Genomic DNA, 24538 nt, shown 5'->3' on the forward strand with positions numbered 1-24538 from the left:
ACGGTCTCAGAACACCGAGGCGTAGGGTCCCAACTCGACCTGGACCGACTTGAGGCGGGTGTAATGGTCGAGCGTTTCGACCCCGTTCTCGCGGCCGACGCCCGACTGCTTGTAGCCGCCGACCGGCATCTCCGGCGGCGATTCGCCCCAGGCGTTGATCCAGCAGATGCCGGCCTCCAGCCGGTGGATCACCCGGTGGGCGCGGGCCAGATCGTTGGTGACCAGCCCGGCGGCGAGGCCGTAGCTGGTGGCGTTGGCCCGCCGGATGACCTCCTCCTCCTCGTCGAAGGTCAGGATCGACAGGACCGGGCCGAAGATCTCCTCGCGCACGATGGTCATGCCGTCGTGGCAATCGGTGAAGACGGTTGGAGCCACATAGGCGCCGCGTGCAAAGACGGCGCCGTCCGGAACCCCGCCGCCGGCCAGCAGCCGCGCCCCCTCCGCCTTGCCGGCCTCGATATAGCGCAGCACCTTGTCGCGGTGGGGGAAGCTGGCGAGCGGGCCGAAATTGGTGGCGAGTTCCAGCGGATCGCCCATGCGGATGCGGCGCACGCGGGCCAGCAGCCGCTCCTCGAACGCCGCCGCGATGCTGCGGTGGACGAAGACGCGGGTGCCGTTGGTGCAGACCTGGCCGGAGCTGTAGAAGTTGGCCATCATGGCGATGTCGGCGGCGCGGTCGAGGTCGGCATCGGCGAACACGATCAGCGGCGATTTGCCGCCAAGCTCCATCGTCACCTCCTTCAGGGTCGAGCCGCCGGCCGCCGCCATCACCCGCTTGCCGGTCTCCACCCCGCCGGTGAAGGACAGCTTCTCGATGCCGGGATGGGCGGCCAGCAGGGCGCCGACCCGGCCGTCGCCCTGGACGACGTTGAACACGCCGTCGGGCAGCCCGGCCTCGCTGTAGATCGCCGCCAGATGCAGGGCGGTCAGCGGCGTGACCTCGCTCGGCTTGAAGATCATGGCGTTGCCGGCGGCCAGCGCCGGTGCCGATTTCCACAGCGCGATCTGGATCGGGTAGTTCCAGGCACCGATCCCGGCCACCACCCCCAGCGGCTCGCGCCGGGTGTAGACGAAGGAACTGGGACGCAGCGGGATCTCGCCGCCCCTCCAGCGCCGGGGCGAGGCCGGCGTAATATTCCAGCACGTCGGCCCCGGTGACGATGTCGACCGCGCGGGTCTCGCTCAGAGGCTTGCCGGTGTCGAGCGTCTCGATCTCGGCCAGCGCGTCGTTGCGCTCGCGCAGCAGGGATACCGCCCGGCGCAGCACCCGCGCCCGCTCCATCGCCGTCATCGCCGCCCACACCGACTGCCCGGCGCGGGCGCTGTCGACAGCGCGGTCCACGTCCGCGGAAGTCGCCTGCGCGACCTCGGCCAGCACCTCCCCGGTCGCCGGGTTGACGGTGGCGAAGCGTTCAGCCGCCCCGTCCTCGACGGGACGACCATGGATGTGATGGGCCAGACGTCCGAACCGCGTCATGTCGCGTCTCCCTGATCCGAGATCCCGAAGGTGCAGTGGATCGCAGCAATTCGATTGCCCGATGCAGCGTGATTTTTATTGATTGAACGTTCAATTAAAAAAGAGCCGGTGGCGATTCCGTTCCTTGAATTGGTCGTGTTCAAACAAACCGGATGGCCGGCACCAGGCCGAAGCAGGTCGGAACGCGCCGCCCTGCGCGGGACAAAGCCGTGCCATTCGCGCGCCATTCGCCCTGCCCCGCTTCAAATCGGCGGCCCCTCGTGCTACATCCTCGCGCGCTATGCTGCACATCAATGACCTGACCTTCCGCTTCGGCGGCCGAGTGTTGTTCGACCATGCGACGGCGGTGGTGTCCAAGGGACACCGCGTGGCGCTGGTGGGACGCAACGGCACCGGGAAATCGACCCTGCTGAAGCTGATCTCGGGACAGCTGCAAACGGATGCCGGCGCCATCACCCTGCCGGCCGGCATGCGGATGGGCATGGTGGCGCAGGAGGCCCCCAGCGGGCCGACCACCCTGATCGACGCCGTGCTGGCGGCCGACACCGAACGCACCGCCCTGCTGGCGGAAGCCGAGACGGCGACCGACCCGATGCGCATCGGCGAAATCCACGCCCGACTCGCCGACATCGAGGCGCATTCCGCCCCGTCGCGCGCCGCGCAGGTGCTGTCCGGCCTGGGCTTCGACGCCGAGGCGCAGCAACGGCCCTGCTCCGACTTCTCCGGCGGCTGGCGCATGCGCGTGGCGCTGGCCGGCGTGCTGTTCTCCCGCCCCGACCTGCTGCTGCTGGACGAGCCGACCAACCACCTCGACCTCGAAGCGACCATCTGGCTCGAGGGCTATCTGAAGAACTACCCGCACACCATCCTGCTGGTCAGCCACGACCGCGAGCTGCTGAACGCGGTGCCGAACACGACGATCCACATCGACCAGGGCAAGCTCGTCACCTACAGCGGAAACTACGACCAGTTCCTGGCGCAGCGCCGCGCCAACCAGGAACGGCTGGCCTCGATGGCGGCCAAGCAGGATGCGCGGCGCAAGCACATGATGGCCTATGTCGACCGCTTCCGCTTCAAGGCCAGCAAGGCCCGTCAGGCGCAAAGCCGCCTGAAGCTGCTGGAGAAGATGCAGTCGATCACGCTGATGGAGGACGATCCCGAGGTCGTCTTCAACTTCCCCGCCCCGGACGAGCTGGCGCCGCCGCTGATCGCGCTGGAAGGGGTCAGCATCGGCTATGGCGAGAAGGTGATCCTGCGGCGGGTCAACCTGCGCATCGACATGGAGGATCGCATCGGCCTGCTGGGTGCCAACGGCAACGGCAAGTCGACGCTGGTCAAGCTGCTGGCCAACCGGCTCCAGCCGATGGCCGGCGAGATGCGGCGGCCGTCCAAGCTGCGCATCGGCTATTTCGCCCAGCATCAGGCCGAGGAGCTGGACCTGTCGCTGACGCCGATCCAGCAGACCCAGCGCATCATGCCGCTGGCGCTGGAGGAAAAGGTGCGTGCCCATCTCGGCCGCTTCGGCTTCCCCCAGGTGAAGGCGGAGACCAAGATCGCCAGCCTGTCCGGCGGCGAGAAGGCGCGGCTTCTGCTGGCGCTGATGAGCCGGGAAGTCCCGCACATCCTGATGCTGGACGAACCGACCAACCATCTGGACATCGACAGCCGCGAAGCCCTGATCGAGGCGATCAACGATTTCCCCGGTGCCGTCATCGTCATCAGCCACGATCCCCATCTGATCGAGATGACGGTGGACCGGCTGCTGCTGGTCGCCGACGGCACCGTGCAGGCCTATGACGGCGATCTGGACGACTACCGCCGCTATCTGCTCGACCGTGCCAAGGCGGAGCGGGCTGTTGCCAAGGCGGGCACGGATCGCGACACCGGGCCGAACAAGAAGGACCAGCGCCGCGCCGCCGCCGAGGCGCGGACTGCTCTCGCCCCGCTGAAGCGCAAGGCGACCGACGCCGAGGCGCTGGTGACCAAGCTTGCCGAGGAGAAGCGCAAGATCGAGGCGAAGATGTCCGACCCGGCGCTCTACACCGGCCCGTCCGACAAGCTGACCAAGCTGCAGATCGAGCTTGGCACGGTGGAGAAGAAGCTGGCGACCGCCGAGGAGACCTGGCTGGAGGCGCTCGAACTCTACGAGAGCGCCGCGGCGGAGGCCGGCGTTTGAACGCCCACAGGCACATCGACAACTCCGACGGCAACGCCCAGGCGGAAATGGAGCGGTCCGGGATGGAGCGTGACGGCACGATTGCCCTGCCCACCGTCTGCGATGGGGAGGAGGAGGAGCGCACGTCGGACGTGCTGGCCCGCTTCCGTGCCAATCTGCCGGCGGGACGGGTCACGCTGGGCGACCTGATCCGGGCGCTGGGCGACCGCTCGCTCGGCACCATCCTGCTGGCGCTGTCGCTGCCCACCATCGCCCCGGTGCCGCTCGGCGTCTCCTGCCTGTTCGACCTGCCCATCGTGCTCTACACCGCGCAGATGGCCTTCGGCCGGCGCGGGGCCGGGCTGCCGGACTGGCTGCTGCGCCGCTCCATCGGCACCAGGCTGGCGGCGCGGACGCTGGACGCCGCCATGCCGCGGCTGGTGTGGATCGAGCGGATGCTGAAACCGCGGCTGCACCGCCTCGCCCGCATCGACCAGGAGCGCTGGTTCGGGCTTCTGCTGTTCATCCTGACGCTGACCTGCATCGTGCCGCTGCCGCTGACCGGCTGGCTGCCGGGCTTCGCGCTGGTGCTGATCTCGCTGGGGCTGATCGAGCGCGACGGCGGCGCCATCGGCATCGGGCTCGGGCTGACCGCCGCGGCGCTGGTATTTTTGACCCTGGTGGCGAGCAGCCTGTCATACGCAGGTCACCAACTTCTGGCAGCAACTCTGCATTAGGACGGCTGCATCGGAACCATGGGTGCAGGCCGTCCCGATCCAGGGAGGCCCCATGACCGAAACGGCACCCGCCACGCTTTCCGAATCCTGGCTGTTCTTCCGCCGCTGGCTGGCCGATCCCTGGGCAATGGGGTCGGTCGCCCCCTCCTCCCAGGCCCTGCGCCGCCGAATCATCCGCGAGATCCGGCGCGAGCCGGACGAAGCGGTGGTTGAGTTCGGCGGCGGTACCGGCCCGATCACCGCAGCGATGCTGGAGGCCGGCATCCCGCCCGACAGGCTCTACAGCTTCGAGATCGACCCCGACCTCGCCCGCCATCTGCGCGTCCGCTGCCCCGCCGTCACCGTCATCGCCGACGATTGCCGCAAGGCGCCGGAACTGCTGGGCGAGGCGCTGTGCGGCAAGATCGGCACGGTGGTGATCGGCATTCCGATGATCACCTTCCCGCTGGAGTTCCAGCGCGAGGTGCTGGATGCCACCTTCCGCATCCTGCGGCCGGGCGGGCGCTTCCTGCTCTACAGCTTCATGCCGCACTCGCCGCTGAACCGCAAGGCGCTGGGGCTGACCGGGGAGCGGCTGGGCTTCACTTTGCAAAATCTGCCGCCGGCATCGGTATGGGGATACCGCCGCGCCGGAGAGTGATAGGGTCCTCCGCCCGGCAACCCACAACCAGCGAGAGCCTCCATGAAGTTCGGCTACACGATCCTCTATGTTCCCGACGTCGCGGCGTCGCTGGCCTTCTTCGAGAAGGCCTTCGGCCTGAGCCGGCGCTTCCTTGCCGAGACGGGGGATTACGGTGAGCTGGACACCGGCTCCACCACCCTGTCCTTCGCCAGCCAGGAACTGGCGCTGTCGCACCACCCGGCCGGCTATGTGTTCGCCAGCGCCAGCGAGAAGCCGCTGGGCGTCGAGATCGCGCTGGTCACCGGCGACGTGGAGGCGGCGCACGCCACGGCGCTGGCCGCCGGCGCCACCGAACTGGCGCCGCCGAAAGCCATGCCGTGGGGCCAGACGGTGTCCTTCCTCCGCTGCCCCGACGGCACGTTGGTGGAGCTGTGCACGCCGGTCGGCGGCTGACGGCAGCGGGGCCGGCGCGGTTGCCCCGCCCCGGCCGCCGCGCTTATGGTCCGCCCTCCCGTCCACCATCATGAGCCTGCCGGCGATGTCCTTCATCCTGTCGAAGCTGCTGTGGGGCGTCTTCGCGCCCGGCAATGCCCTGGTGCTGGCGGTGGCGCTGGGCGCGCTGATGCTGCGGACGCGGCGCTGGCAGCGCGCCGGACGACGGCTGGTCACGCTGGCGGCGGTGCTGCTTCTGCTGGTGATGTACACCGGTCTCGGTGCGCTGGTCGCCCTGCCGCTGGAGAACCGCTTCCCGCGGGCGGAGCCGGAGGGGCGGGTCGACGGCATCGTCATGCTGGGCGGCGCCCTCAATCCGCCGATCACCGCCGACCGCAGCGACCCGTCGCTGAACGACGCGGCCGAGCGGATCCTGGGCTTCGCCGACCTCGTTCGCCGCCATCCGGAGGCCAAGGCAGTCTTCACCGGCGGATCGGGCCGGCTGCTGGCGCCGGACCTGAAGGAGGACGTCACCGCCCGCGCCGCCCTGCTCCAGGCCGGCATCCCCGCCGACCGCGTGCTCTACGAGGATCAGTCCCGCAATACCTGGGAGAATGCGGTCTTCAGCAAGGAGATGGTCAAGCCGGCGCCGGGCGAACGCTGGATCCTCGTCACGTCGGCCATGCACATGCCGCGGTCGGTCGGCATCTTCCGCGCCGTCGGGTGGGAGGTGATCCCCTACCCCGTCGATTACCGCACCAAGCATGACGCCACACCCTGGCTGCGCTTCGAGTTCGGACAGAATCTGGTGATCCTCGACGACGCGGTGCGGGAATGGATCGGGCTGACCGCCTATTGGCTGATGGGCCGCACCGACAGCCTGTTCCCCGGCCCCTGACGGTTCGGCACCCGCCCGGCGCAAGTCGGGCCGGAGTCCGGGCTGTGTCATCGTACCGCCGCCGCGTTCGAGCCATTGGCGCGGCGGTGCCACTCCGCTAGAGTGCCGCCGCCCTGGCGGTCGGGCCGGGTTGGGGAAAGAAGGAAATTGGCGGATGCGTCGCTGGCGCGGGGTGAGCAGGGTCGTCGTGCTGGTCGGCGTGACAGCGCTCGCCGCCTGCGCGCAGAAGCCCGCCGGCACCGGCCCGGGCCTTCCGACCAGCGGCATCTACAAGGTGGGAAAGCCTTATCAGATCAACGGCGTCTGGTATTATCCCAAGGAAGATTTCAGCTACGACGAGACCGGCATCGCCTCGTGGTACGGCCCCGGCTTCCATGAGAAGAACACCGCCAACGGCGAGATCTACGACCAGAACGAATTGACCGCCGCTCACAAGACGCTGCCGATGCCGAGCCTGGTGCGCGTCACCAACCTCGACAACGGCCGGTCCATCGTGGTGCGGGTCAACGACCGCGGCCCTTACGCCAACGGCCGCATCATCGACATGTCGCGGCGCGGCGCCCAGTTGCTGGGCTTCGACGGTCCCGGCACCGCCAAGGTGCGCGTGCAGATCCTGGCGGAGGAAAGCCGGGCAATCGCCGCCGCCGCGCGCCAGGGCACGCCCGCCCCGCTGCTGGCCGAGGTCGACGGCCCGCCGCCGAAGGCCGCTCCGCGCGGCCGGATCGAGGTGAGCGGACAGTCCACGGCGCTGGCCGCCTCCCTCTCCCCCTCCGCCGGCACTCCCCGTGCGCCGGTGGTCGGCGCTCCCGTTCCGCCGCCGGCCACCGTCGCCGGCAGCATGGCCGAGGGCCGCTTCGTGCCGGCCCCGGTGGTGGCTCAATTGCCGGTGAAGGCGCATGAGGCGATCTATGTGCAGGTCGGCGCCTTCGGCAGCGAGGAGAATGTGGCGAAGGCCCGCGCCCGCCTGTCCTCCATCGGCCAGCGCGCCAGCGTCAGCCAGACGCGGACAGCCGGCCTGACCCTGCACCGTGTCCGCGTCGGACCGCTGGACAGCGTCGACAGGGCGGATACCCTGTTGAACCAGATCATCCAGGCCGGCCTTACGGAGGCCAAAATCGTGGTGGATTGATCCGGCCACCCGACTTCACCCCCGGCGTTCCCTATGAGCGCCAGCGACCCTATGCCTGTACCGAGTGCCCTTGGAGGATTGTTGCCATGAACGCTGTTGTCGTCCCCCTGTGTGCCGTTTTCGGCCGTTCCGTTGCTGCCTCGATCGGAATGGCGGCCGGAATAGCGATGGCCGGGGCCACGATTGGCGCCGGCTTCACCGCGGTCCCGGTCCAGGCCGCGACCCTCGACACCATCGCCAAGCAGGCGATCCTGGTCGATCTGACCTCTGATACCGTGCTGTTCGAGAAGAACGCCGACGAACGCATGGCGCCCTCGTCGATGAGCAAGATCATGACCGCCTACATGGTGTTCGAGGCGATCAAGGGCGGCCGCCTGACGCTGGAGAGCACCCTGCCGGTCAGCGAGCGGGCCTGGCGGATGCAGGGCTCCAAGATGTTCGTGGAGCTTCACAACAACATCAAGGTCGACGACCTTCTGAAGGGCATGATCGTCCAGTCCGGCAACGACGCCTGCATCGTGCTGGCCGAGGGGCTGGCCGGGTCGGAGCAGTCCTTCGCCGAACAGGCGACCAAGCGCGCGAAGGAGCTGGGGCTGAAGAGCAGCAACTTCGCCAATGCCACCGGCTGGCCCGACCCCAACCACTACATGACCGCCCGCGATCTTGCGATCCTGGCCGAACGGCTGATCAAGGACTTCCCCGAATTCTACAAGTACGATTCGATCCGGGAGTTCAGGTATCACGGCATCACCCAGGGCAACCGCAACCCGCTGCTCTACCGCAACATGAACGTCGACGGGCTGAAGACCGGCCACACCGATGCAGGCGGCTACGGCCTGACGGCGTCGGGCGAACGCGAGGGGCGCCGGCTGCTGCTGGTGGTCAACGGCCTGCCCAGCATGCAGGCGCGCGCCGACGAATTGGCCCGGCTGATCGAGTGGGGCTTCCGCGAATTCGCCTCCTACACCCTCTACAAGGGCGGCGAGACCATCGAGCAGGTGCCGGTCTGGCTGGGCGAGCAGGACATGGTGCCGGTCGCCGTGCCGCAGAACCTGAGCGTCACCATGGCCCGCGCCGACCGCCCCGGCATGAAGGTGTCGCTGGTCAGCAACGCCCCGGTCGCCGCGCCGATCAAGAAGGGCGACACGGTGGGCAAGCTGGTGATCTCCGCCCCCGGCTTCCCGGGCAAGGAGGTGCCGGTGGTGGCCGCCCAGGATGTGCCGAAGGCCGGCATCTTCGGCCGCGCCTTCGCCGCCGCCAAGTATCTCGTGTTCGGCAACAGCCTGTGACCGTGACGACGATGCCGACCGCTCCGGCCCCCTCCGCCAAGCGCGGCCGCTTCATCACGCTGGAAGGCGGCGAAGGGGCCGGCAAGTCGACGCAGCTACGCCGGCTGGCCGAGACCTTGCGGGACTCCCTCCGCGTCCGCGGCGTCGAGCTGGTGCCGACGCGCGAGCCGGGCGGATCGCCGGGTGCGGAGGAGATCCGCGGGCTGCTGGTGACCGGCGAGACCGGCCGCTGGAGTGCCACCACCGAGGCGCTGTTGCACACCGCCGCCCGCCGCGACCATCTGGAGCGCACGGTGTGGCCGGCGCTGGAGGCCGGGCATTGGGTGCTGTGCGACCGCTTCTTCGACAGCACCATGGCCTATCAGGGCTATGGGCTGGGGCTGGGGCGCGATCTGATCGAGACCTTGCAGACGGCGGCGCTCGGCGGCTTCCGTCCCGACCTGACGCTGATCCTCGACATCAAGGTGGAGACCGGCCTCCGCCGTGCCGTGGCGCGCCATGGCGGCGAGGACCGCTATGAGCGGATGGACGTCGGCTTCCACCAGCGGCTGCGTGACGGCTTCCTCGACATCGCGCGGCGGGAACCGGAGCGCTGTGCGGTGATCGATGCCGATGCCGACCTCGATACCGTGCAGGCACGCATCCGGGACACCGTCGCCACCCGCCTGGGACTGGCCCAAGGGCTGGCGTCGTGAGCAAGGCGCGCACCCCGGCTCCGGCAGGCCCTGCCGCGGAAGAGGCGCTCGCCCCGCGGCGCAACCCGGATCTCGTCGGGCATGAGGAGGCGGAGCGGCTGCTGCTTGAGGCGTGGAACTCCGGCCGGCTGCCGCACGCCTGGCTGATCGGCGGCACGCCGGGCATCGGCAAGGCGACGCTGGCCTTCCGCTTCGCCCGCTTCGTCCTGGCCCAGGATCCGCCCGGCGACAGCCTCTTCGGCGGAAGCGCCCCGGTCACCTCGCTTCACATCGGTCTCGACCATCCGGTGTTCCGCCGGGTGGCGTCGGGCGGCCATGCCGACATGCTGACCATCGAACGCCAGCGCGACGAGAAAAAGGGCCGGCTGAAGCGTGACATCGCCGTCGACGACGTGCGTAAGATCGGCCCCTTCCTGCGCCGCACCTCGGCGGAAGGCGGCTGGCGCGTCGCGGTGATCGACGGCGCCGACCGCATGAATCTCAGCGGCCTGAACGCGATCCTGAAGATCCTGGAGGAGCCGCCGCCCGGCGCCCTGCTGCTGCTGGTCAGCGACAATCCCGGCGGCATGCTGCCGACCATCCGCTCGCGCTGCCGCAAGCTGACGCTGAAGCCGCTGGCCGAAGACACGGTGATCGACCTGCTGGGCCAGCACCGGCCCGACATCGCCGCCGACGACCGCCCGGCGCTGGCCCGCCTGTCGGAGGGCAGCGTCGGCCGCGCCATCGACCTTGCCGATGCCGGTGGCCTTGCGCTCTACCGCGAGATGATCGGGCTGCTGTCGGACCTGCCGCGCATCGACATCGTCGCGGCGCACGCCTTCGGCGACAAGCTGACCCGCAAACAGGATGACGGGATGTTCGAGACGGCGACCGAGCTGCTGGTCTGGTGGCTGGCCCGCTTCGCCCGCTCGCTCGCCCGCGGCTCCTGGCCGGCGGAAGTGGTGCCGGGCGAAGCCGCCCTGATGACCCGATTGGCGAACGCCCGCGGTCTTGAACGTTGGGTGGAGGTGTGGGAAAAGGTTCAGCGTCTTTTCGCGCGCGCGGAATCCGCAAACCTGGACCGCAAGCAGGTGGTCCTGAACGCCCTGTCGGCGCTGGAAGCGGCAGCCGCCTAGCGTTATTTCAGAACCTGCCGGTTGACCCTGACTTGAAAGAAAGTGCCGCAAATGGCCGGGCCGAAGACCTTCTACCTGACGACGCCGATCTATTACGTGAACGACGTGCCGCACATCGGCCACGCCTACACGACGCTTGCCTGCGACGTCCTTGCCCGGTTCATGCGCCTCGACGGCTATGACGTGAAGTTTCTGACCGGCACCGACGAGCACGGCCAGAAGGTGGAGAAGTCGGCGGAGAAGGCCGGCATAGCGCCGCAGGAGTTCACCGACCGGGTGTCGCAGAACTTCCGCGATCTCGTCTCGCTGATGAACTATTCCAACGACGACTTCATCCGCACCACCGAGCCGCGCCACGTCAAGTCGGTGCAGGCACTGTGGACGGTTCTGAAGGATCGCGGCGAGATTTATCTCGGCTCCTACGCCGGCTGGTATTCGGTCCGCGACGAGGCCTTCTACGGCGAAGACGAGCTGACCACCAATGCCGAGGGCAAGAAGATCGCCCCGACCGGCGCCGAGTGCGAATGGGTCGAGGAGCCGTCCTACTTCTTCAAGCTCTCGGCTTGGCAGGACCGGCTGCTCGAGTTCTACGAGCAGAACCCGGATTTCATCGCGCCGGCCGGCAAGCGCAACGAGGTGATGTCCTTCGTCAAGTCCGGCCTGAAGGACCTGTCGGTCAGCCGCACCACCTTCAAGTGGGGCATCCCGGTGCCGGGCGACGACGCCCACATCATGTATGTCTGGCTCGACGCGCTGGCGAACTACATCACCGCCGTCGGCTATCCCGACACCACCGGCGACTATGCCAAATACTGGCCGGCCGACCTGCACATGGTCGGCAAGGACATCCTGCGCTTCCACGCCGTCTACTGGCCGGCCTTCCTGATGGCCGCCGGCCTGCAGCCGCCCCGCCGCGTGTTCGCCCATGGCTGGTGGACCATCGAAGGCCAGAAGATGTCGAAGTCCTTGGGCAACGTCATCGCCCCGGACTCGCTGGTCAACACCTATGGCCTCGACCAGACCCGCTATTTCCTGCTGCGCGAAGTGCCGTTCGGCAATGACGGCGACTTCTCGCACAAGCAGATGGTCAACCGGATCAACGGCAACCTCGCCAACGATTACGGCAATCTGGTGCAGCGCGTCCTGTCGATGATCGGCAAGAACTGCGCCGCCGCCGTGCCGACGCCGGGTGCGTTCACCGAGGCCGACAACGTCCTGCTCGGTGCCGCTTATGGCATGCTCGACATCGTCCGGGCGGAAATCAGGGCGCAGGCCTTCCACAAGGCGCTCGACGCCATCTGGGCCGTGGTCGGCGACGCCAACCGCTATGTCGACGAACAGGCCCCGTGGGCGTTGAAGAAGACCGACCCGGCGCGCATGGCGACCGTGCTCTATGTGCTGGCCGAGACGATCCGCCATCTGGCGATCCTGACCCAGCCGGTGATGCCCGACGCCTCCGCCAAGATCCTCGACCTGCTGGCGCTGGGTCCGGATGCGCGCGGCTTCGGCACGCTGGGTCCGTCGGGGGCGCTGGCAGCCGGCACGCCGTTGCCGACGCCGCAGGGCGTCTTCCCGCGTTACGTCGAAGAACCGAAGGCCTGAGTTCCCCTGATGCTTGTCGACAGCCATTGCCATCTCGACTTTCCCGATTTCGCCGAAGAGCTGGACGCGGTCGTCGACCGCGCCCGGCAGGCCGGCATCGGGCGGATGGTCACCATCTGCACCTACATCAGCCGCTTCGACCGCATCCTGGCGGTGGCGGAACGCTATGACGACATCCTCTGCACGGTGGGGGTCCATCCCCACCAGGCGGCGGAAGAGTTCGCCATCACCACCGTCGACAAGTTGGTCGAGCTGTCGCGCCATCCCAAGGTGATCGGGCTGGGCGAAACCGGGCTCGACTATTTCTACGACAAGAGCCCGCGCGACCAGCAGCAGGAGTGTTTCCGCCGGCACATCCGCGCCAGCCTGGAGACCGGCCTGCCGCTGATCATCCACACCCGCGACGCCGACGACGACACCATGCGCATCGTCAAGGAGGAAGCGGCCGGCCAGCCGGTGAAGGGGCTGCTGCACTGCTTCAGCTCCGGCCGGGCGCTGGCGGAGGAGGCGGTGGAGTACGGCTTCACCCTGTCGCTGTCGGGGATCGTCACCTTCAAGAAGTCGGAAGAACTGCGCGCCATCGTGAAGGACGTGCCGCTCGACCGCATCCTGGTGGAGACGGACGCGCCCTATCTGGCGCCGATCCCCTTCCGCGGCAAGCGCAACGAGCCGGCCTATGTCGCCCACACCGCGGCCTGCGTGGCGGAGGTGAAGGGCGTGTCGGCGGAGGAACTGGCCCGCGTCACCACCGACAACTTCTTCCGCCTGTTCGCCAAGGCCGCCCAGCACACGGCCGCTGCATGAGCGAAGCCGGCGCATCACCCGGTGCTGCGCGCGTAACCGTCCTTGGCTGCGGCGGATCGCGCGGCGTGCCGGTGATCGCCGGTGTGCCCGGCGGCCAGTGGGGCCGTTGCGACCCCGCCAATCCGAAGAACCGGCGCATGCGCCCGTCGGTTCTGGTCGAGCGGGACGGCGTTTCGGTGTTGGTCGATACCTCCCCCGACCTGCGGCAGCAGTTGCTCGACAGCGGCTGTGCGCGGCTGGACGCCGTGCTGTGGACGCACCAGCATGCCGACCATTGCCACGGCATCGACGAGCTGCGCGAGATTTGCCGCAACATGCATGCGCCGATCGACGCCTATGGCTGGGACGAGCATCTGCGCGACATCGAGGTCCGCTTCCCCTACTGCTTCGATCCTCTGCCGGAGGGCTATCCCTTCTACCGGCCGGTGTTGAACAGTCACCGGATCGACGGGCCGTTCAGCGTCAGAGGGATGGAGATCACGCCGTTCGAGCAGGACCACGGCTATATGCGGACGGTCGGCTACCGGTTCGGCAGCTTCGCCTATTCGACCGACGTGGTGCGGCTGGACGACCGGGCCTTTGACGCGCTGGCCGGCGTGGACACCTGGATGGTCGATTGCGGGCGGATCGAGCCGCCGCATCCGGTGCACGCGCATCTGGCGCTGACGCTGGAGTGGATCGAGCGAGTGCAGCCGCGGCGGGCCTATCTGACCCACATGGACAACACGATGGACTATGACAGCCTGCGGCGGATTCTGCCGGAGGGGGTCGAGCCGGCATATGATGGGCTGGTGATCGAGGTCTAGGTCTCGCACGGGAGGGGGCGGAAATTCACCCCCTCCCAGCGATGCTTACTTCTTCTTCTCAAGCGGCGGGGCCGCATAGACGAAGCGGTCGAAGCTGTATTCGGCGACGCGGAACCACAGATACTCTTCCTCGCGGAACTTCTTCCACGCGTCGTAGATCTTGCGGAACTTCTCGTTCTTCGCCGCTTCGTCCTCGTACACCTCGATGGCGGCCTGATAGCAGGCCTGCATCACCTCGTTCGGGAAGGGACGCAGCTGGGTGCCGCTGGCGACCAGGCGCTTCAGCGCGGTCATGTTCTGGACGTCGTACTTGCCCAGCATGTCCAGCGTCGCGTCGGCGCAGGCCGCCTGCAGAGCCGCCTTGTAGGTGGGCGGCAGCGATTTCGAACTTCTCCTTGCCGAACAGCATGGAGACCTGCGGGCCGCCTTCCCACCAGCCGGGATAGTAGTAGTATTTGGCGACCTTCTGGAAGCCGAGCTTCTCGTCGTCATAGGGGCCGACGAACTCGGCGCCGTCGATAGTGCCCTTTTCCAGCGCCGGATAGATGTCGCCGCCGCCGATCTGCTGCGGCACGACGCCGAGCTTGGCCATGATGGTGCCGGCATAGCCGCCGATGCGGAACTTCAGGCCCTTCAGATCCTCGACCGTCTTGATTTCCTTGCGGAACCAGCCGCCCATCTGGGTCCCGGTGTTGCCGGCGCCGATGGAGACGAGATTGTGGCCGGCGAAGAACTCCGCCATCAGCTCCTTGCCGCCGCCATGGGTCATCCAGGCGTTCTGCTGGCGGGCGTTCAGGCCGAACGGCATCGCCGCATCGAAGGCGAAGGTCGGATCCTTGCCGACATAATAGTAGGAAACGGTGTGGCCGCACTCGATGGTGTTGTCCTTCACCGCGTCCAGAACCTGGAGCGCCGGAACGATTTCGCCAGCCGCGAAGACGCGGATCTGGAACTTGCCGTCCGTCAGCTCGGCCACGCGCTTCGCCACGAACTCAGCACCGCCATAGATGGTGTCGAGGCTCTTGGGGAAGCTGGAGGCGCAGCGCCACTTGATCTCGGGCGCGGACTGGGCGATGGCGGGGGCGGCAAGCGTGCTGGCGGCGACGCCCACACCGGCGGAGGTCAGAAATGCACGACGTTTCATCCGGAAGCTCCCTTGTCCATTCTCGTTATGTGTTCTTGTCGCCGGACCGGCGGACACCCCGCGCTGGGGGCGGCCGGGCCGCACCCGTCAAGGCCCGGTCCCTCACGGGACAGGACGAAACCGGGTGAGCGGGGAAAGCGGGAATGAGTGGGATGCACGCTCGACCAGCCCGGACAGCGCACCGCGGGGAACCGCGGAACCGGCGGACCCCGGCGCAAAGCGCCCCCGTCCAGTCCCGCGGCTTCCCGTCGTTGGTGTGCGTTTCCTCCCGTCCATCCGGGTTTGCCGCCGGCCTTCCGGCCGATCCGCCCCAGCTTTCTTTTGCTGTCCGGATTATGCAGGAAGCAAACGGTCCGGATCAAGTGCGAACGGGAATTGAGGTCTGTATTTCAGAGGTTTAAGGCTGCGGCGCGAAGCCGCGGGTTCCATTCAACCATCGGCCCCGACAATGGCGCTATCCCATTCCCGACCCGCTCGGCACTTAATGTCTCGACTCCGGCGGCCGCACCCCCATCTTTTGCAAGGCGCGCCCCGGGAACCGGGCCCGGCTGAATTGTTGATGAGGGCGGAGCAGACACTTGCGGGTAGAACGGCCATGAAAGGCGCGGCCATGAGGGAAGGAACTGCGGCGCAGAGCGGGAACGAGACGGCGGCACGCGACCTCCGGCTGGACTTCTTCCGCGGTCTGGCCCTGTGGTTCATCTTCGTGAACCACATTCCGGCCAACCAGATCTCGTGGGCGACGCCGCGGAATTTCGGGCTGAGCGACGCCACGGAGATCTTCGTCTTCATCTCCGGCTACACCGCCGCCCTGGTCTATGGCCGCACGCTGGACCGGCAGGGAATGCCGATGGCGGCGGCACAGGTGCTGCACCGCTGCTGGACGCTGTACGCCACCTACATCATCCTGTTCTTCGCCTACACCGCGCAGATCGCCTACACCGCCCGCGCCTTCGACAGCCCGCTTTTCGCGGAGGAGATGGGCATCGCTGGCTATTTCCAGGACCCGGTCACCGCCCTGACCCAGGCCATCCTGCTGAAATTCCGGCCGGCGAACTTGGATGTGCTGCCGCTCTACATCGTGCTTCTGCTGGCGATGGCGCTTCTCCTGCCGGCGCTGCGCCGCCGGCCGCTGGGGGTGCTGGCGGGATCGGCGGCGCTCTATCTGGCAGCGCGGCAATGGGGGTGGAACCTGCCGACCTACCCGGACGGCGGCGTTTGGTACTTCAACCCCTTCACCTGGCAGTTCCTGTTCGTGCTGGGCGCGTCGCTGCAGTTCCAACCGGATCTTCGGACGGTGCTGACCCGCTTCCGCCGTCCGGTGGCGGTCGCCGCCGGTGCGGTCCTGCTGGCCGGCCTGTTCCTGACGCTGTCCTGGAAATTCGCCCCGCTGCATGCGCTGATCCCGGTGTGGCTGACCGAGATCCTCTATCCCATCAGCAAGACCGACCTCGATCCGCTGCGCCTGCTGCATTTCTTCGCGCTGGCCTATCTGGTGCTGTGGCTCGTGCCGGCTGGGGCGTCCTGGCTGCGGGGATCGCTGGCCGCCCCGGTGCTCGCCTGCGGGAAGCAGTCGCTGCATGTGTTCTGCCTGGGCGTGCTGTTGTCCTTCGCCGGCCAGACGGTGCTGGTCCATGTCAGCGGCTCGCTTTCCGCCCAGTTCCTTGTTACGGTGCTGGGCATCGCCATGATGGTGCTGATGGCGCGCTTCCTGAACTGGTACCAGTCGGCGGAGCGGGCGCGGCGCCACCGGGTTGCCGCCACGACGAAGATGGGCACATGAGGGGTGCATGGCGAGAAGGCAGGGGCAAGGGCGGGGACGGCGATTGCTGACCGTCACGGCGATCCTGCTGGCGGCAGCGCTGTTCGTTTCGCCCGATCGCACTCTGGCTGGCCAATCCGCCGCACCGTCCGTCGATCCCGCCTGTGCCGTGCCGGAGTCAATCCTCGCTCCCGGCGGCGTGCTGCCGCGGGTCTCGGCGCAGCTTGCCGCCGGCCGGCCTTTGTCGGTCCTGGTCGTCCATTCCGCGAAATCCCCGCCCAAGCCCGGCATCCCCGGCTATCCCGCCCGGCTTGAAGGCGAATTGAAGCGCCGCCTGCCCGGCCGCGAGGTCAGCACCGCCGTGCTGAGCCTGCCCGGCGAGGCGGCCCCGGCGATGGTCGCCCCACTGACCCAGGCGGTGGAGAACCAGAGGCCGGCGCTGGTCGTCTGGCAGACCGGCACGGTCGACGCCATGCGCAGCCTGGATCTGGAGAGTTTCGGCACTGCGCTCCAGTCAGGCATCGCCGAGGTCCAGCGCCGCGGTGCCGACATCGTCATCATGGACATGCAATACAGCATGCACACCGCGCAGCTGATCGATTTCACACCCTACGTATCCTACATGTCCTGGCTGTCCCAGAGTTCCGACGTTTTCCACTTTCCCCGCTACGACATCATGCGGCATTGGGTGGAGGACGGCCGGGTCGATTTCGCCGACGAATCGGACGAGGCGAAACGGCGTTCTTATGAATTCGTTCACCAATGCATCGGACAATTGCTGGCACAAAGCGTCGCGACGATGATCGACCCTCTGTCGATCGGCCGGCGCACCGGAGCGAGCAATTGAGGTCTGTCCTGCCGTCCGCCGTCCGCATGCTGTCGCTGATCGCCACTCTGACCGCCACCAGCTTGGCCGCCGCCAACCTGGCCGTCCCCGGTCCGGCCCAGGCGGCTGAGTCCGCGGCCCCCGCCAACTGCCAGCTTCCGCGGAGCGAGTCCGCCCTGACGATCCCGCTGACGCAGCTGTCGCAGCGCATCGCGACGGGAGCGCCGATCCGCATCGTCGCCATCGGCTCCTCCTCCACCGCCGGGGCAGGGGCGAGTGCGCCGGACATGGCCTATCCGGCCCGGCTCGACCATTACCTGAGCGAGCGGTTCCGCAACGCCGACATCGTGGTGCTGAACCGCGGCATCAACGGTGAGACCGACGACCAGACCGAAAAGCGGATCGAGGCCGACGCGCTGGGCGCCAAGCCCGATCTGGTGATCTGGCAGGTGGGGGCGAACACGGTGCTGCGCGACGGCGACCAGTCCTTGAGCGAGCAGTCGGTCCGCCAGGGGGTGGCGCAACTGCGCGCCGCCGGGGTCGAGGTGGTGCTGATGGACCTGCAATATTCCCCGAAGATGCTGGAAAAGACCGGCGTCGCCCCGATGCTGACCCGCATCGCCGGGATCGCCAGCGACAACCGCGTCGGGCTCTTCCACCGCTTCGATGTGATGAAGTCTCTGGTGGAGACTTCGCGGGATGACCATGGCCGATCTGATCGGGCCGGACGGCGTCCATGGGAACGACGCCGGATACGACTGCGTCGCCCGCATGCTGGCGGTCGGGATCGAGGACGCGGTGAGCGTCCACAACAGCGGGCTTCAGCGGTAACCGAAGCGGGGCGGACCTCCGCCCTGCAGCGCTCCCCCTTCAGCGCTGCATCATCGCGCTTTCCTTGCCGCAGAGGAAAAACACCTTCGAGTAGACCTTCAGCAGCGCATCGGTCAGCGCCTGCACCTCGGGGCTGCCCATGGCGCGCGGCTTTGCAGGGTCGACATGCAGGACGCAGCTATCCTTCACGTCGTTGAAGGCGGCCAGCGCATGGATGCGGTCGGGGCGGAACTCGTCGGGGAAATTCTCGTCCATCAGCCAGAAGCACTGGAAGTTCCGGCAGGATTGCGGCCGCTCCTCGTAGATCGAACAGCCCTTGCCCTGGTCGCAGGACGCGCACCACTTGGCGGAGGGCTTCTTCAGCTCGGGCACGCCCATCAGCTTGCAGCACAGGGTGCATTCACCGCAGGTGCGGTCGGACATCAGGCAAACTCCAAATAACGACGGCTCGCAGCGGCTCTACGCCGGTGCTGGCAGGGCGACGTGCTCATCCTCGGCGGCCAGAAGCCGCTCCACCGAGTCCGGCAGGGCGGGACGGGCGAAGTGGTAGCCTTGGGCGTATTGGCACAGACCGCGCAAATACACCGCTTCGTCCGCCGTTTCCACCCCTTCCGCCACGCAATCCAGCCGCAAAATGGTGGCAAGGCCGGCAATGACCTGGACGATGGCGGCGTTGCCCTCCCCCGTCGACACCGCGCGGACGAAGCTGCGGTCGATCTTCAGCACATCCACCGGCAGCTTGTGCAGATAGGCCAGCGACGAATAGCCGGTGCCGAAATCGTCAATCGACAGCCGAACGTCCATGTCGCGCAGGCTCTGCATCAGCATCCGGCATTCGTCCGGATCCTGGACCAGCAGGCTCTCGGTCAGCTCCAGCTTCAGGCTGGAGGGCGGGATCGCCACCGCGTCCAGCAGATCGCGAACGGCGCCGACGATGTCGTCGTCACGGAACTGGCGGGTTGAGACGTTGACGCTCATGAACAGCGGCACGGGCCTGGGAAAGCGCGCCTGCCACGCCGCCAGCTGCCGCACCGCCTCTCCCAGCGCCCAGCGGCCCATCGGCGCGATCAGCCCGGTCTCCTCGGCCAGCGGGATGAACTCCAGCGGAGACACCAGGCCGCGGTCTGGATGGTTCCAGCGCATCAGCGCCTCGAAACCGGCGATGGCACCACTCTCCAGCAGGACGATGGGCTGGTAATGCAGGCAGAGCTGCCCCTGTTCCAGCGCGGCGCGCAGGTCGGCCTCCATGCGCATCGCGGCCATCGCCTGCCGGCGCAGGTTGGCGTCGAACACGTCGATGCGCGCCCGCCCGCCGCTCTTGGCGCGGTACATGGCGAGGCTGGCGTCGCGCAGCATGTCCTCCGCCCGCTCGTAGCCGGTCTGGCTCAGGGCCACGCCGATGGAGGCGGTCAGCACCACGTCATGCCCCTCGGCCAGCGTCACCGGGCGGGAGATGGCGCGGGCCATCCGCTCCGCCGCCTCCAGCGCGTCACCGGCATCGTCCATCTCGTCCACCAGCACGGCGAACTCGTCGGCGGACAGGCGGGCCAGCGTATCGCCGACGCGGCGGCTGACGTCCAGCCGCTCGGCGACGATGCGCAGCATGCGGTCGCCGGCGCTGGTGCCGAGCGCGTCGTTGATCGCCTTGAAACGGTCGAGGTCGATGATGATCGTGGCGAAGGGACGGGAGCCGGCACGGCGGTTGCGGTCGAGCGCCTGCCCGATGCGGTCCAGCAGAAGCGTGCGGTTCGGCAGGCCGGTCATGCTGTCGTGGACGGCGTTGAACAGGATTTGCTGTTCGGCCTTCTTGCGCGCCGTGATGTCGGTCATCGAGCCGGCCATGCGGACGGCAAAGCCTTTGTCATTGCGGACGGCCAGCCCGCGCACCAGCATCCACATCTCCTGGCCACCCTTGCCGCGGATGCGGAACTCCTGCTGCAGGTGCGGGCGCTCGCCGACCAGGTGCAGGCCGATCGCGGTGCGCAGCCCGTCGAGGTCGCCCGGCATGACCCGGCTGAACCATTCGTCGACGGAGCCGGCGATCTCCGCCTCCTCGAAGCCGAGCATCGCCTTCCAGCGCGGCGAGTAGTAGACCTCGCCGCTGTCGATGTGCCAGTCCCACAGCCCGTCGGCGGCCCCTGCCGCGGCGAGGGCGTAGCGCTCCTCGCTCTGGCGCAGGCGCTGCTCGGCGGTCTTGCGGTCGGTCACGTCGGCCTGGCTGCCGACGAGGCGGATCGGCTTGCCCGCGGCGTCCAGAACGGCGATGCCGCGGCAGGCCATCCAGCGGATCGCCCCGGCGGCGTTGCGCATGCGGTATTCGACTTGGAAGGCCGCTTCCGCCTCGCTTTCCGATTCTGGCCCTGCCCGGCCGAGGGAGGCCATCGCATCGGTCAGGATGGCGCGGTCGGCCGCCAGGATGCGGCCCAGCCACTCCTGCGGCTCGTCGGTCAGATCCGCCGGCGAGAGCCCGAGAAGCGAGGCCCATCGCGGCGAGTAATAGACGCGGTCGGTGACCAGATCCCAGTCATAGAGCCCGTCATTGCTGGCCGCGGCGGCGAGCGCGTAGCGTTCCTCGCTGCGGCGCAGCTCCTGTTCGGCATGCTTGCGGTCGGTGATGTCGGCGACCGACCCGACCAGCCGGATCGGCTCGCCCGAATCGTCCATCACCGCCATGCCGCGGCAGACCAGCCAGCGCCAATGCGGCTTTGCCGCAGCGGACGCATCGGCGCGGCGGACGCGGTGTTCGATCTGGAAGGGGACGGACAGCCCGACCATCTGCGCCTCGAACGAGGCATGCAGCCAGTCGACGTCCTCCGGATGGACCAGCGAAAGCCAGTCGTTCGGCCGGTTGGACTCGCGGCTGGGATCGCCCTGCGGCAGCCCGAGGAAATCCTTGAAGCGGGGGGAGAGGTACAGCGTGTCGCTGCGCAGGTCCCAATCCCAGACGCCTTCGGTTCCGGCCTTTTCCGCCAGCAGATATCGGTCGATGTTGGTGTTCAAGACCCCTCGTCGGACCCGTCGGCGGTCAGCGATTGGTGGGGCCTCCCACCGTTGAGGGTCCGATGGTATGGGCTTTTTGGTGAAGAAACCATAAATGCTCCAAGCACGCCGTTATCGCGGTTGCCGAGGGTTCCTTCCGCGAAATTTTTTCCTATATTAGGATAGCTCGCCACTTCTTCCGAAACCGGCACCGATGGATTGGTCCGATCAGGGAATCGTTCTGTCCTCCCGTCCCCAGGGGGAAGGGTCCGCCGTCGCGACTTTGCTGACGCGCGAACACGGCCGCCATGCCGGGATGGTTATGGGCGGACGCTCGGTGCGCCAGCGCGGCACGCTGGAACCGGGAACGCTGGTCCATGCCCGCTGGCGCGGCCGGCTGCCTGAGCATCTCGGCCATTTCACGCTGGAGTCGGTGAAGGGCTATGCCGCCAATTTCTTCGACGATGCCCAGGCGCTGGCCGCCCTGATCAGCGCCTGCGCGCTGGTGGAGGCGGCGCTGCCGGAGCGGGAGGCGCACCCTGCCCTGTTCGACGGGCTGCTCGCCCTGTTCGGCCTGCTGGACGGGCCGGCCTGGGCGGAGACCTATGTACGGTGGGAGATCGGACTGCTGGCCGAGCTTGGATTCGGCCTCGACCTCGACCGCTGTGCGGTGTCGGGGGCCAACGACTATCTCGCCTATGTCAGTCCGCGCACCGGCCGCGCCGTGACCGCATCGGTGGGAGAGCCCTACCGCGACCGTCTGCTTCCCCTGCCCGATTTCCTGGCCGGGCGCGGCGGCGGCGGGCCGGCGGCTGTGGCCGACGGGCTGCGCCTGACCGCTCATTTCCTGGAACGCCACGTGCTGAACGGGCCGCTGCCGCCCGCGCGTGAACGCTTAAGAGAACGTTACGCGAACGCGGTAGCGCGTTCGGCCTGAAACTGCTAGACCCCATCATCATGAAGCCGCAAAATCCCGCCTCCGAAATCCTGGAAAAGCCGCTGGCCGACGCGCTCGGCGAGCGGTATCTCAGCTACGCGCTGTCCACCATCATGTCCCGCTCGCTGCCCGACGTGCGCGACGGGCTGAAGCCGGTGCACAGACGCCTGCTGTTCGCTATGAGCCAGCTCCGGCTGGAACCGACGACGCCGCCCAAGAAATCGGCCCGCGTCGTCGGCGACGTGATCGGCAAGTTCCATCCGCACGGCGACACCTCCGTCTACGACGCGCTGGTGCGGCTGGCGCAGGACTTCTCCGTCCGCTACCCGCTGGTCGACGGCCAGGGCAATTTCGGCAACATCGACGGCGATAACGCCGCGGCGATGCGATACACCGAAGCCCGCCTGACCGAGGTCGCCAAGGCGCTGCTGGAGGGCATCGACGAGGACGCCGTCGATTTCCGCCCGACCTATGACGGCGACGGCGACGAGCCGGCGGTGCTGCCCGCCAACTTCCCCAACCTTCTGGCCAACGGGTCGAGCGGCATCGCCGTCGGCATGGCCACCAACATCCCGCCGCACAATGTCGGCGAGATCTGCGACGCGCTGCGCCACCTGATCAAGCACCGCGACGCCAGCATCGAGACGCTGGTCGGCTTCATGCCCGGCCCGGATTTCCCCACCGGCGGCGTACTGGTCGAGTCGCCGCAGAATGTGATCGAGGCCTACCGCACCGGCCGCGGTGCCTTCCGCCTGCGCGCCCGCTGGGAGGTGGAGAAGCTCGCCCAGGGCACCTGGCAGATCGTCGTCACCGAAATGCCCTATCAGGTGCAGAAGGCGCGGCTGGTCGAGAAGATCGCCGAGCTGCTGCTGGCCAAGAAGCTGATCCTGCTGGACGACGTGCGCGACGAATCGGCGGAGGACGTGCGTCTCGTCCTGGTGCCAAAGACCCGCAACGTGGATCCCGAGGTGCTGATGGCCTCGCTGTTCCAGGCCACCGACCTGGAAATCCGCTTCTCGATGAACATGAATGTGCTGGGCGCCGACCATGTGCCGCGGGTGATGAACCTGCGCGAGGTGCTCCAGGCCTTCCTCGACCACCGGCACGAGGTGCTGGTCCGCCGCTCCAACCACCGGCTGAAGCAGATCGACCATCGCCTCGAGGTTCTCGGCGGCTATCTCGCCGCGTACCTGAACCTCGACGAGGTCATCCGCATCATCCGCGAGGAGGACGAGCCGAAGCAGGAGCTGATCCGCGCCTTCACCCTGACCGACGTGCAGGCCGACGCCATCCTCAACATGCGCCTGCGCAACCTGCGCAAGCTGGAGGAGATGGAGATCCGGCGCGAGCACGAGGCGCTGACCACCGAGAAGAATGGCCTGCTGGAGCTGCTGGGCGACGAGACCCTGCGCTGGAAGCGGATCGCCGAGGGCGTGGCCGAGATCAAGAAGAAGTTCGGCGCCGGCGCGCTCGGCAAGCGGCGCACCGACGTGGCCGACGCGCCGACGGTGATCGAGGTGCCGCTGGACGCGCTGGTGGAACGCGAGCCGGTGACCGTGATTTGCTCGGCCAAGGGCTGGATCCGCACGGTGCGCGGCCACCTGACCGACGCCGAGGCGGAGGATGTGAAGTACAAGGACGGCGACGCGCGCGGCTTCATCGAGCGGTGCGAGACGACTGACAAGCTTCTGGTCTTCGCCAGCAACGGCAAGTTCTTCACCATCGGCGTCGACAAGCTGCCGCGCGGCCGCGGCTTCGGCGAGCCGGTCCGGCTGATGATCGACCTCGGCAACGACGTCGACATCGTCGACCTGTTCCGCCACCAGCCCGGCCGCACCCTGCTGGTGGTGTCGGAGGATGGCCGCGGCTTCCGCGTCGAGGAGGCTGAGGTGCTGGCGCAGACCCGCGCCGGCAAGCAGGTGCTGAACCTGGAGGACGGCAAGTCCGCCCGCATCTGCCAGCCGGTGAGCGGCGATACGCTCGCCATCATCGGCAACAATAGGAAGATGCTGGTCTTCCCGCTGGAGCAGGTGCCGGTGATGACCCGCGGCAAGGGCGTCCAGCTTCAGAAGTACAAGGACGCCAGCGTCGCCGACGTGAAGACCTTCACGCTGGCCGAGGGACTGAGCTGGAAGAACGGCGAGCGCAACTTCACCGTCAGCGACCTGACCGGCTGGATGGGCGACCGCGCCGGCCAGGGCAAGATGCCGCCGAACGGCTTCCCCAAGAACAACCGGTTCCTGTAAGAGCTGTAACTGGAAAAAAGCGCCCTCTCCCACCGCGGGAGAGGGCGTCTTT

At 67.8% G+C, this 24538-nt stretch carries 20 protein-coding genes and 3 pseudogenes; 18 read left to right on the top strand and 5 right to left on the bottom strand.

The features are described from left to right. Positions 1–6: 6 nt before the first annotated feature. Positions 7–1134 carry a betaine-aldehyde dehydrogenase gene (betB, locus tag ACWPN3_RS18160; RefSeq protein WP_492261892.1) on the bottom strand — a complete coding sequence of 376 codons (1128 nt, stop codon included), beginning with the start codon at positions 1132–1134 and terminating at the stop codon, positions 7–9. Between the two features lie 13 nt (positions 1135–1147). Continuing rightward, a pseudogene (locus ACWPN3_RS18165) lies at positions 1148–1477 on the bottom strand (aldehyde dehydrogenase family protein); the annotation flags it as partial. Between the two features lie 280 nt (positions 1478–1757). Here ACWPN3_RS18165 and abc-f point away from each other — a divergent pair. The 12 genes from abc-f to ACWPN3_RS18225 all read left to right on the top strand — a co-directional run bounded on the left by abc-f (position 1758) and on the right by ACWPN3_RS18225 (position 13761). Further along, positions 1758–3653, top strand: coding sequence for a ribosomal protection-like ABC-F family protein (abc-f, locus tag ACWPN3_RS18170; protein ID WP_109096847.1), 1896 nt, complete (start codon positions 1758–1760; stop codon positions 3651–3653). Beyond that, positions 3650–4369 carry an exopolysaccharide biosynthesis protein gene (locus tag ACWPN3_RS18175; RefSeq protein WP_247872889.1) on the top strand — a complete coding sequence of 240 codons (720 nt, stop codon included), beginning with the start codon at positions 3650–3652 and terminating at the stop codon, positions 4367–4369. Before abc-f ends, ACWPN3_RS18175 begins: the two co-directional genes overlap by 4 nt. A 52-nt stretch (positions 4370–4421) precedes the next feature. Continuing rightward, entirely contained in the window at positions 4422–5009 is a 588-nt protein-coding gene (locus ACWPN3_RS18180; protein WP_492240715.1) for a class I SAM-dependent methyltransferase, read from the top strand. A 42-nt stretch (positions 5010–5051) separates the two neighbouring features. Continuing rightward, positions 5052–5444, top strand: a complete 393-nt coding sequence (locus tag ACWPN3_RS18185) for a VOC family protein (protein ID WP_109096849.1) — start codon at positions 5052–5054, stop codon at positions 5442–5444. A gap of 70 nt (positions 5445–5514) precedes the next feature. After that, positions 5515–6321, top strand: a complete 807-nt coding sequence (locus tag ACWPN3_RS18190; RefSeq protein ID WP_492240717.1) for a YdcF family protein — start codon at positions 5515–5517, stop codon at positions 6319–6321. 154 nt (positions 6322–6475) lie between these two features. After that, positions 6476–7450: a septal ring lytic transglycosylase RlpA family protein gene (locus ACWPN3_RS18195; RefSeq protein ID WP_109096851.1), complete on the top strand. Its 975-nt coding sequence runs from the start codon at positions 6476–6478 to the stop codon at positions 7448–7450. An 86-nt stretch (positions 7451–7536) separates the two neighbouring features. Further along, positions 7537–8739 (top strand): D-alanyl-D-alanine carboxypeptidase family protein, encoded by a 1203-nt coding sequence (locus tag ACWPN3_RS18200; RefSeq protein WP_492261654.1) that lies wholly within the window; start codon positions 7537–7539, stop codon positions 8737–8739. An 11-nt stretch (positions 8740–8750) separates the two neighbouring features. Beyond that, complete coding sequence (tmk, locus tag ACWPN3_RS18205) at positions 8751–9434, top strand: dTMP kinase (protein ID WP_109452556.1); 684 nt, start codon at positions 8751–8753, stop codon at positions 9432–9434. Further along, positions 9431–10549: a DNA polymerase III subunit delta' gene (locus tag ACWPN3_RS18210; RefSeq protein ID WP_492240720.1), complete on the top strand. Its 1119-nt coding sequence runs from the start codon at positions 9431–9433 to the stop codon at positions 10547–10549. The genes tmk and ACWPN3_RS18210 overlap by 4 nt, the downstream gene beginning before the upstream one ends. A 51-nt stretch (positions 10550–10600) precedes the next feature. Next, positions 10601–12151, top strand: coding sequence for a methionine--tRNA ligase (gene metG, locus ACWPN3_RS18215; RefSeq protein ID WP_492240721.1), 1551 nt, complete (start codon positions 10601–10603; stop codon positions 12149–12151). 9 nt (positions 12152–12160) lie between these two features. Next, positions 12161–12955 (top strand): TatD family hydrolase, encoded by a 795-nt coding sequence (locus ACWPN3_RS18220; RefSeq protein WP_492240722.1) that lies wholly within the window; start codon positions 12161–12163, stop codon positions 12953–12955. After that, positions 12952–13761: an MBL fold metallo-hydrolase gene (locus tag ACWPN3_RS18225; RefSeq protein ID WP_492240723.1), complete on the top strand. Its 810-nt coding sequence runs from the start codon at positions 12952–12954 to the stop codon at positions 13759–13761. The genes ACWPN3_RS18220 and ACWPN3_RS18225 overlap by 4 nt, the downstream gene beginning before the upstream one ends. A 45-nt stretch (positions 13762–13806) precedes the next feature. On the opposite strand, the pseudogene ACWPN3_RS18230 reads toward ACWPN3_RS18225, so the two are convergent. Continuing rightward, a pseudogene (locus ACWPN3_RS18230) lies at positions 13807–14905 on the bottom strand (TRAP transporter substrate-binding protein). 610 nt (positions 14906–15515) lie between these two features. Between ACWPN3_RS18230 and ACWPN3_RS18235 the strand changes: the two are divergent. From ACWPN3_RS18235 to ACWPN3_RS18250, 4 genes and pseudogenes are all read left to right on the top strand, one after another. Next, entirely contained in the window at positions 15516–16688 is a 1173-nt protein-coding gene (locus ACWPN3_RS18235; protein ID WP_492240724.1) for an OpgC family protein, read from the top strand. Between the two features lie 7 nt (positions 16689–16695). Beyond that, complete coding sequence (locus ACWPN3_RS18240) at positions 16696–17514, top strand: SGNH/GDSL hydrolase family protein (RefSeq protein WP_146208019.1); 819 nt, start codon at positions 16696–16698, stop codon at positions 17512–17514. 26 nt (positions 17515–17540) lie between these two features. Continuing rightward, positions 17541–18158, top strand: a pseudogene (locus tag ACWPN3_RS18245) (SGNH/GDSL hydrolase family protein); the annotation flags it as partial. A gap of 34 nt (positions 18159–18192) precedes the next feature. Next, on the top strand, positions 18193–18324 hold the full coding sequence (locus tag ACWPN3_RS18250; protein WP_492261910.1) for a hypothetical protein: 132 nt from the start codon (positions 18193–18195) through the stop codon (positions 18322–18324). 39 nt (positions 18325–18363) lie between these two features. Here ACWPN3_RS18250 and ACWPN3_RS18255 read toward each other — a convergent pair whose 3' ends face one another. Both ACWPN3_RS18255 and ACWPN3_RS18260 read right to left on the bottom strand, forming a co-directional pair. Next, positions 18364–18747, bottom strand: coding sequence for a hypothetical protein (locus tag ACWPN3_RS18255; RefSeq protein ID WP_109096859.1), 384 nt, complete (start codon positions 18745–18747; stop codon positions 18364–18366). Positions 18748–18783: 36 nt separating this feature from the next. Then, complete coding sequence (locus tag ACWPN3_RS18260) at positions 18784–21324, bottom strand: sensor domain-containing protein (RefSeq protein WP_492261655.1); 2541 nt, start codon at positions 21322–21324, stop codon at positions 18784–18786. A gap of 193 nt (positions 21325–21517) precedes the next feature. Here ACWPN3_RS18260 and recO point away from each other — a divergent pair, with 193 nt between their 5' ends. Next, entirely contained in the window at positions 21518–22240 is a 723-nt protein-coding gene (recO, locus tag ACWPN3_RS18265; RefSeq protein WP_492240727.1) for a DNA repair protein RecO, read from the top strand. A 20-nt stretch (positions 22241–22260) separates the two neighbouring features. After that, positions 22261–24486, top strand: coding sequence for a DNA topoisomerase IV subunit A (parC, locus tag ACWPN3_RS18270; RefSeq protein ID WP_492240728.1), 2226 nt, complete (start codon positions 22261–22263; stop codon positions 24484–24486). Positions 24487–24538 lie beyond the last annotated feature (52 nt).

It is taken from the genome of Azospirillum sp. UENF 111221 (genome assembly GCF_058780625.1).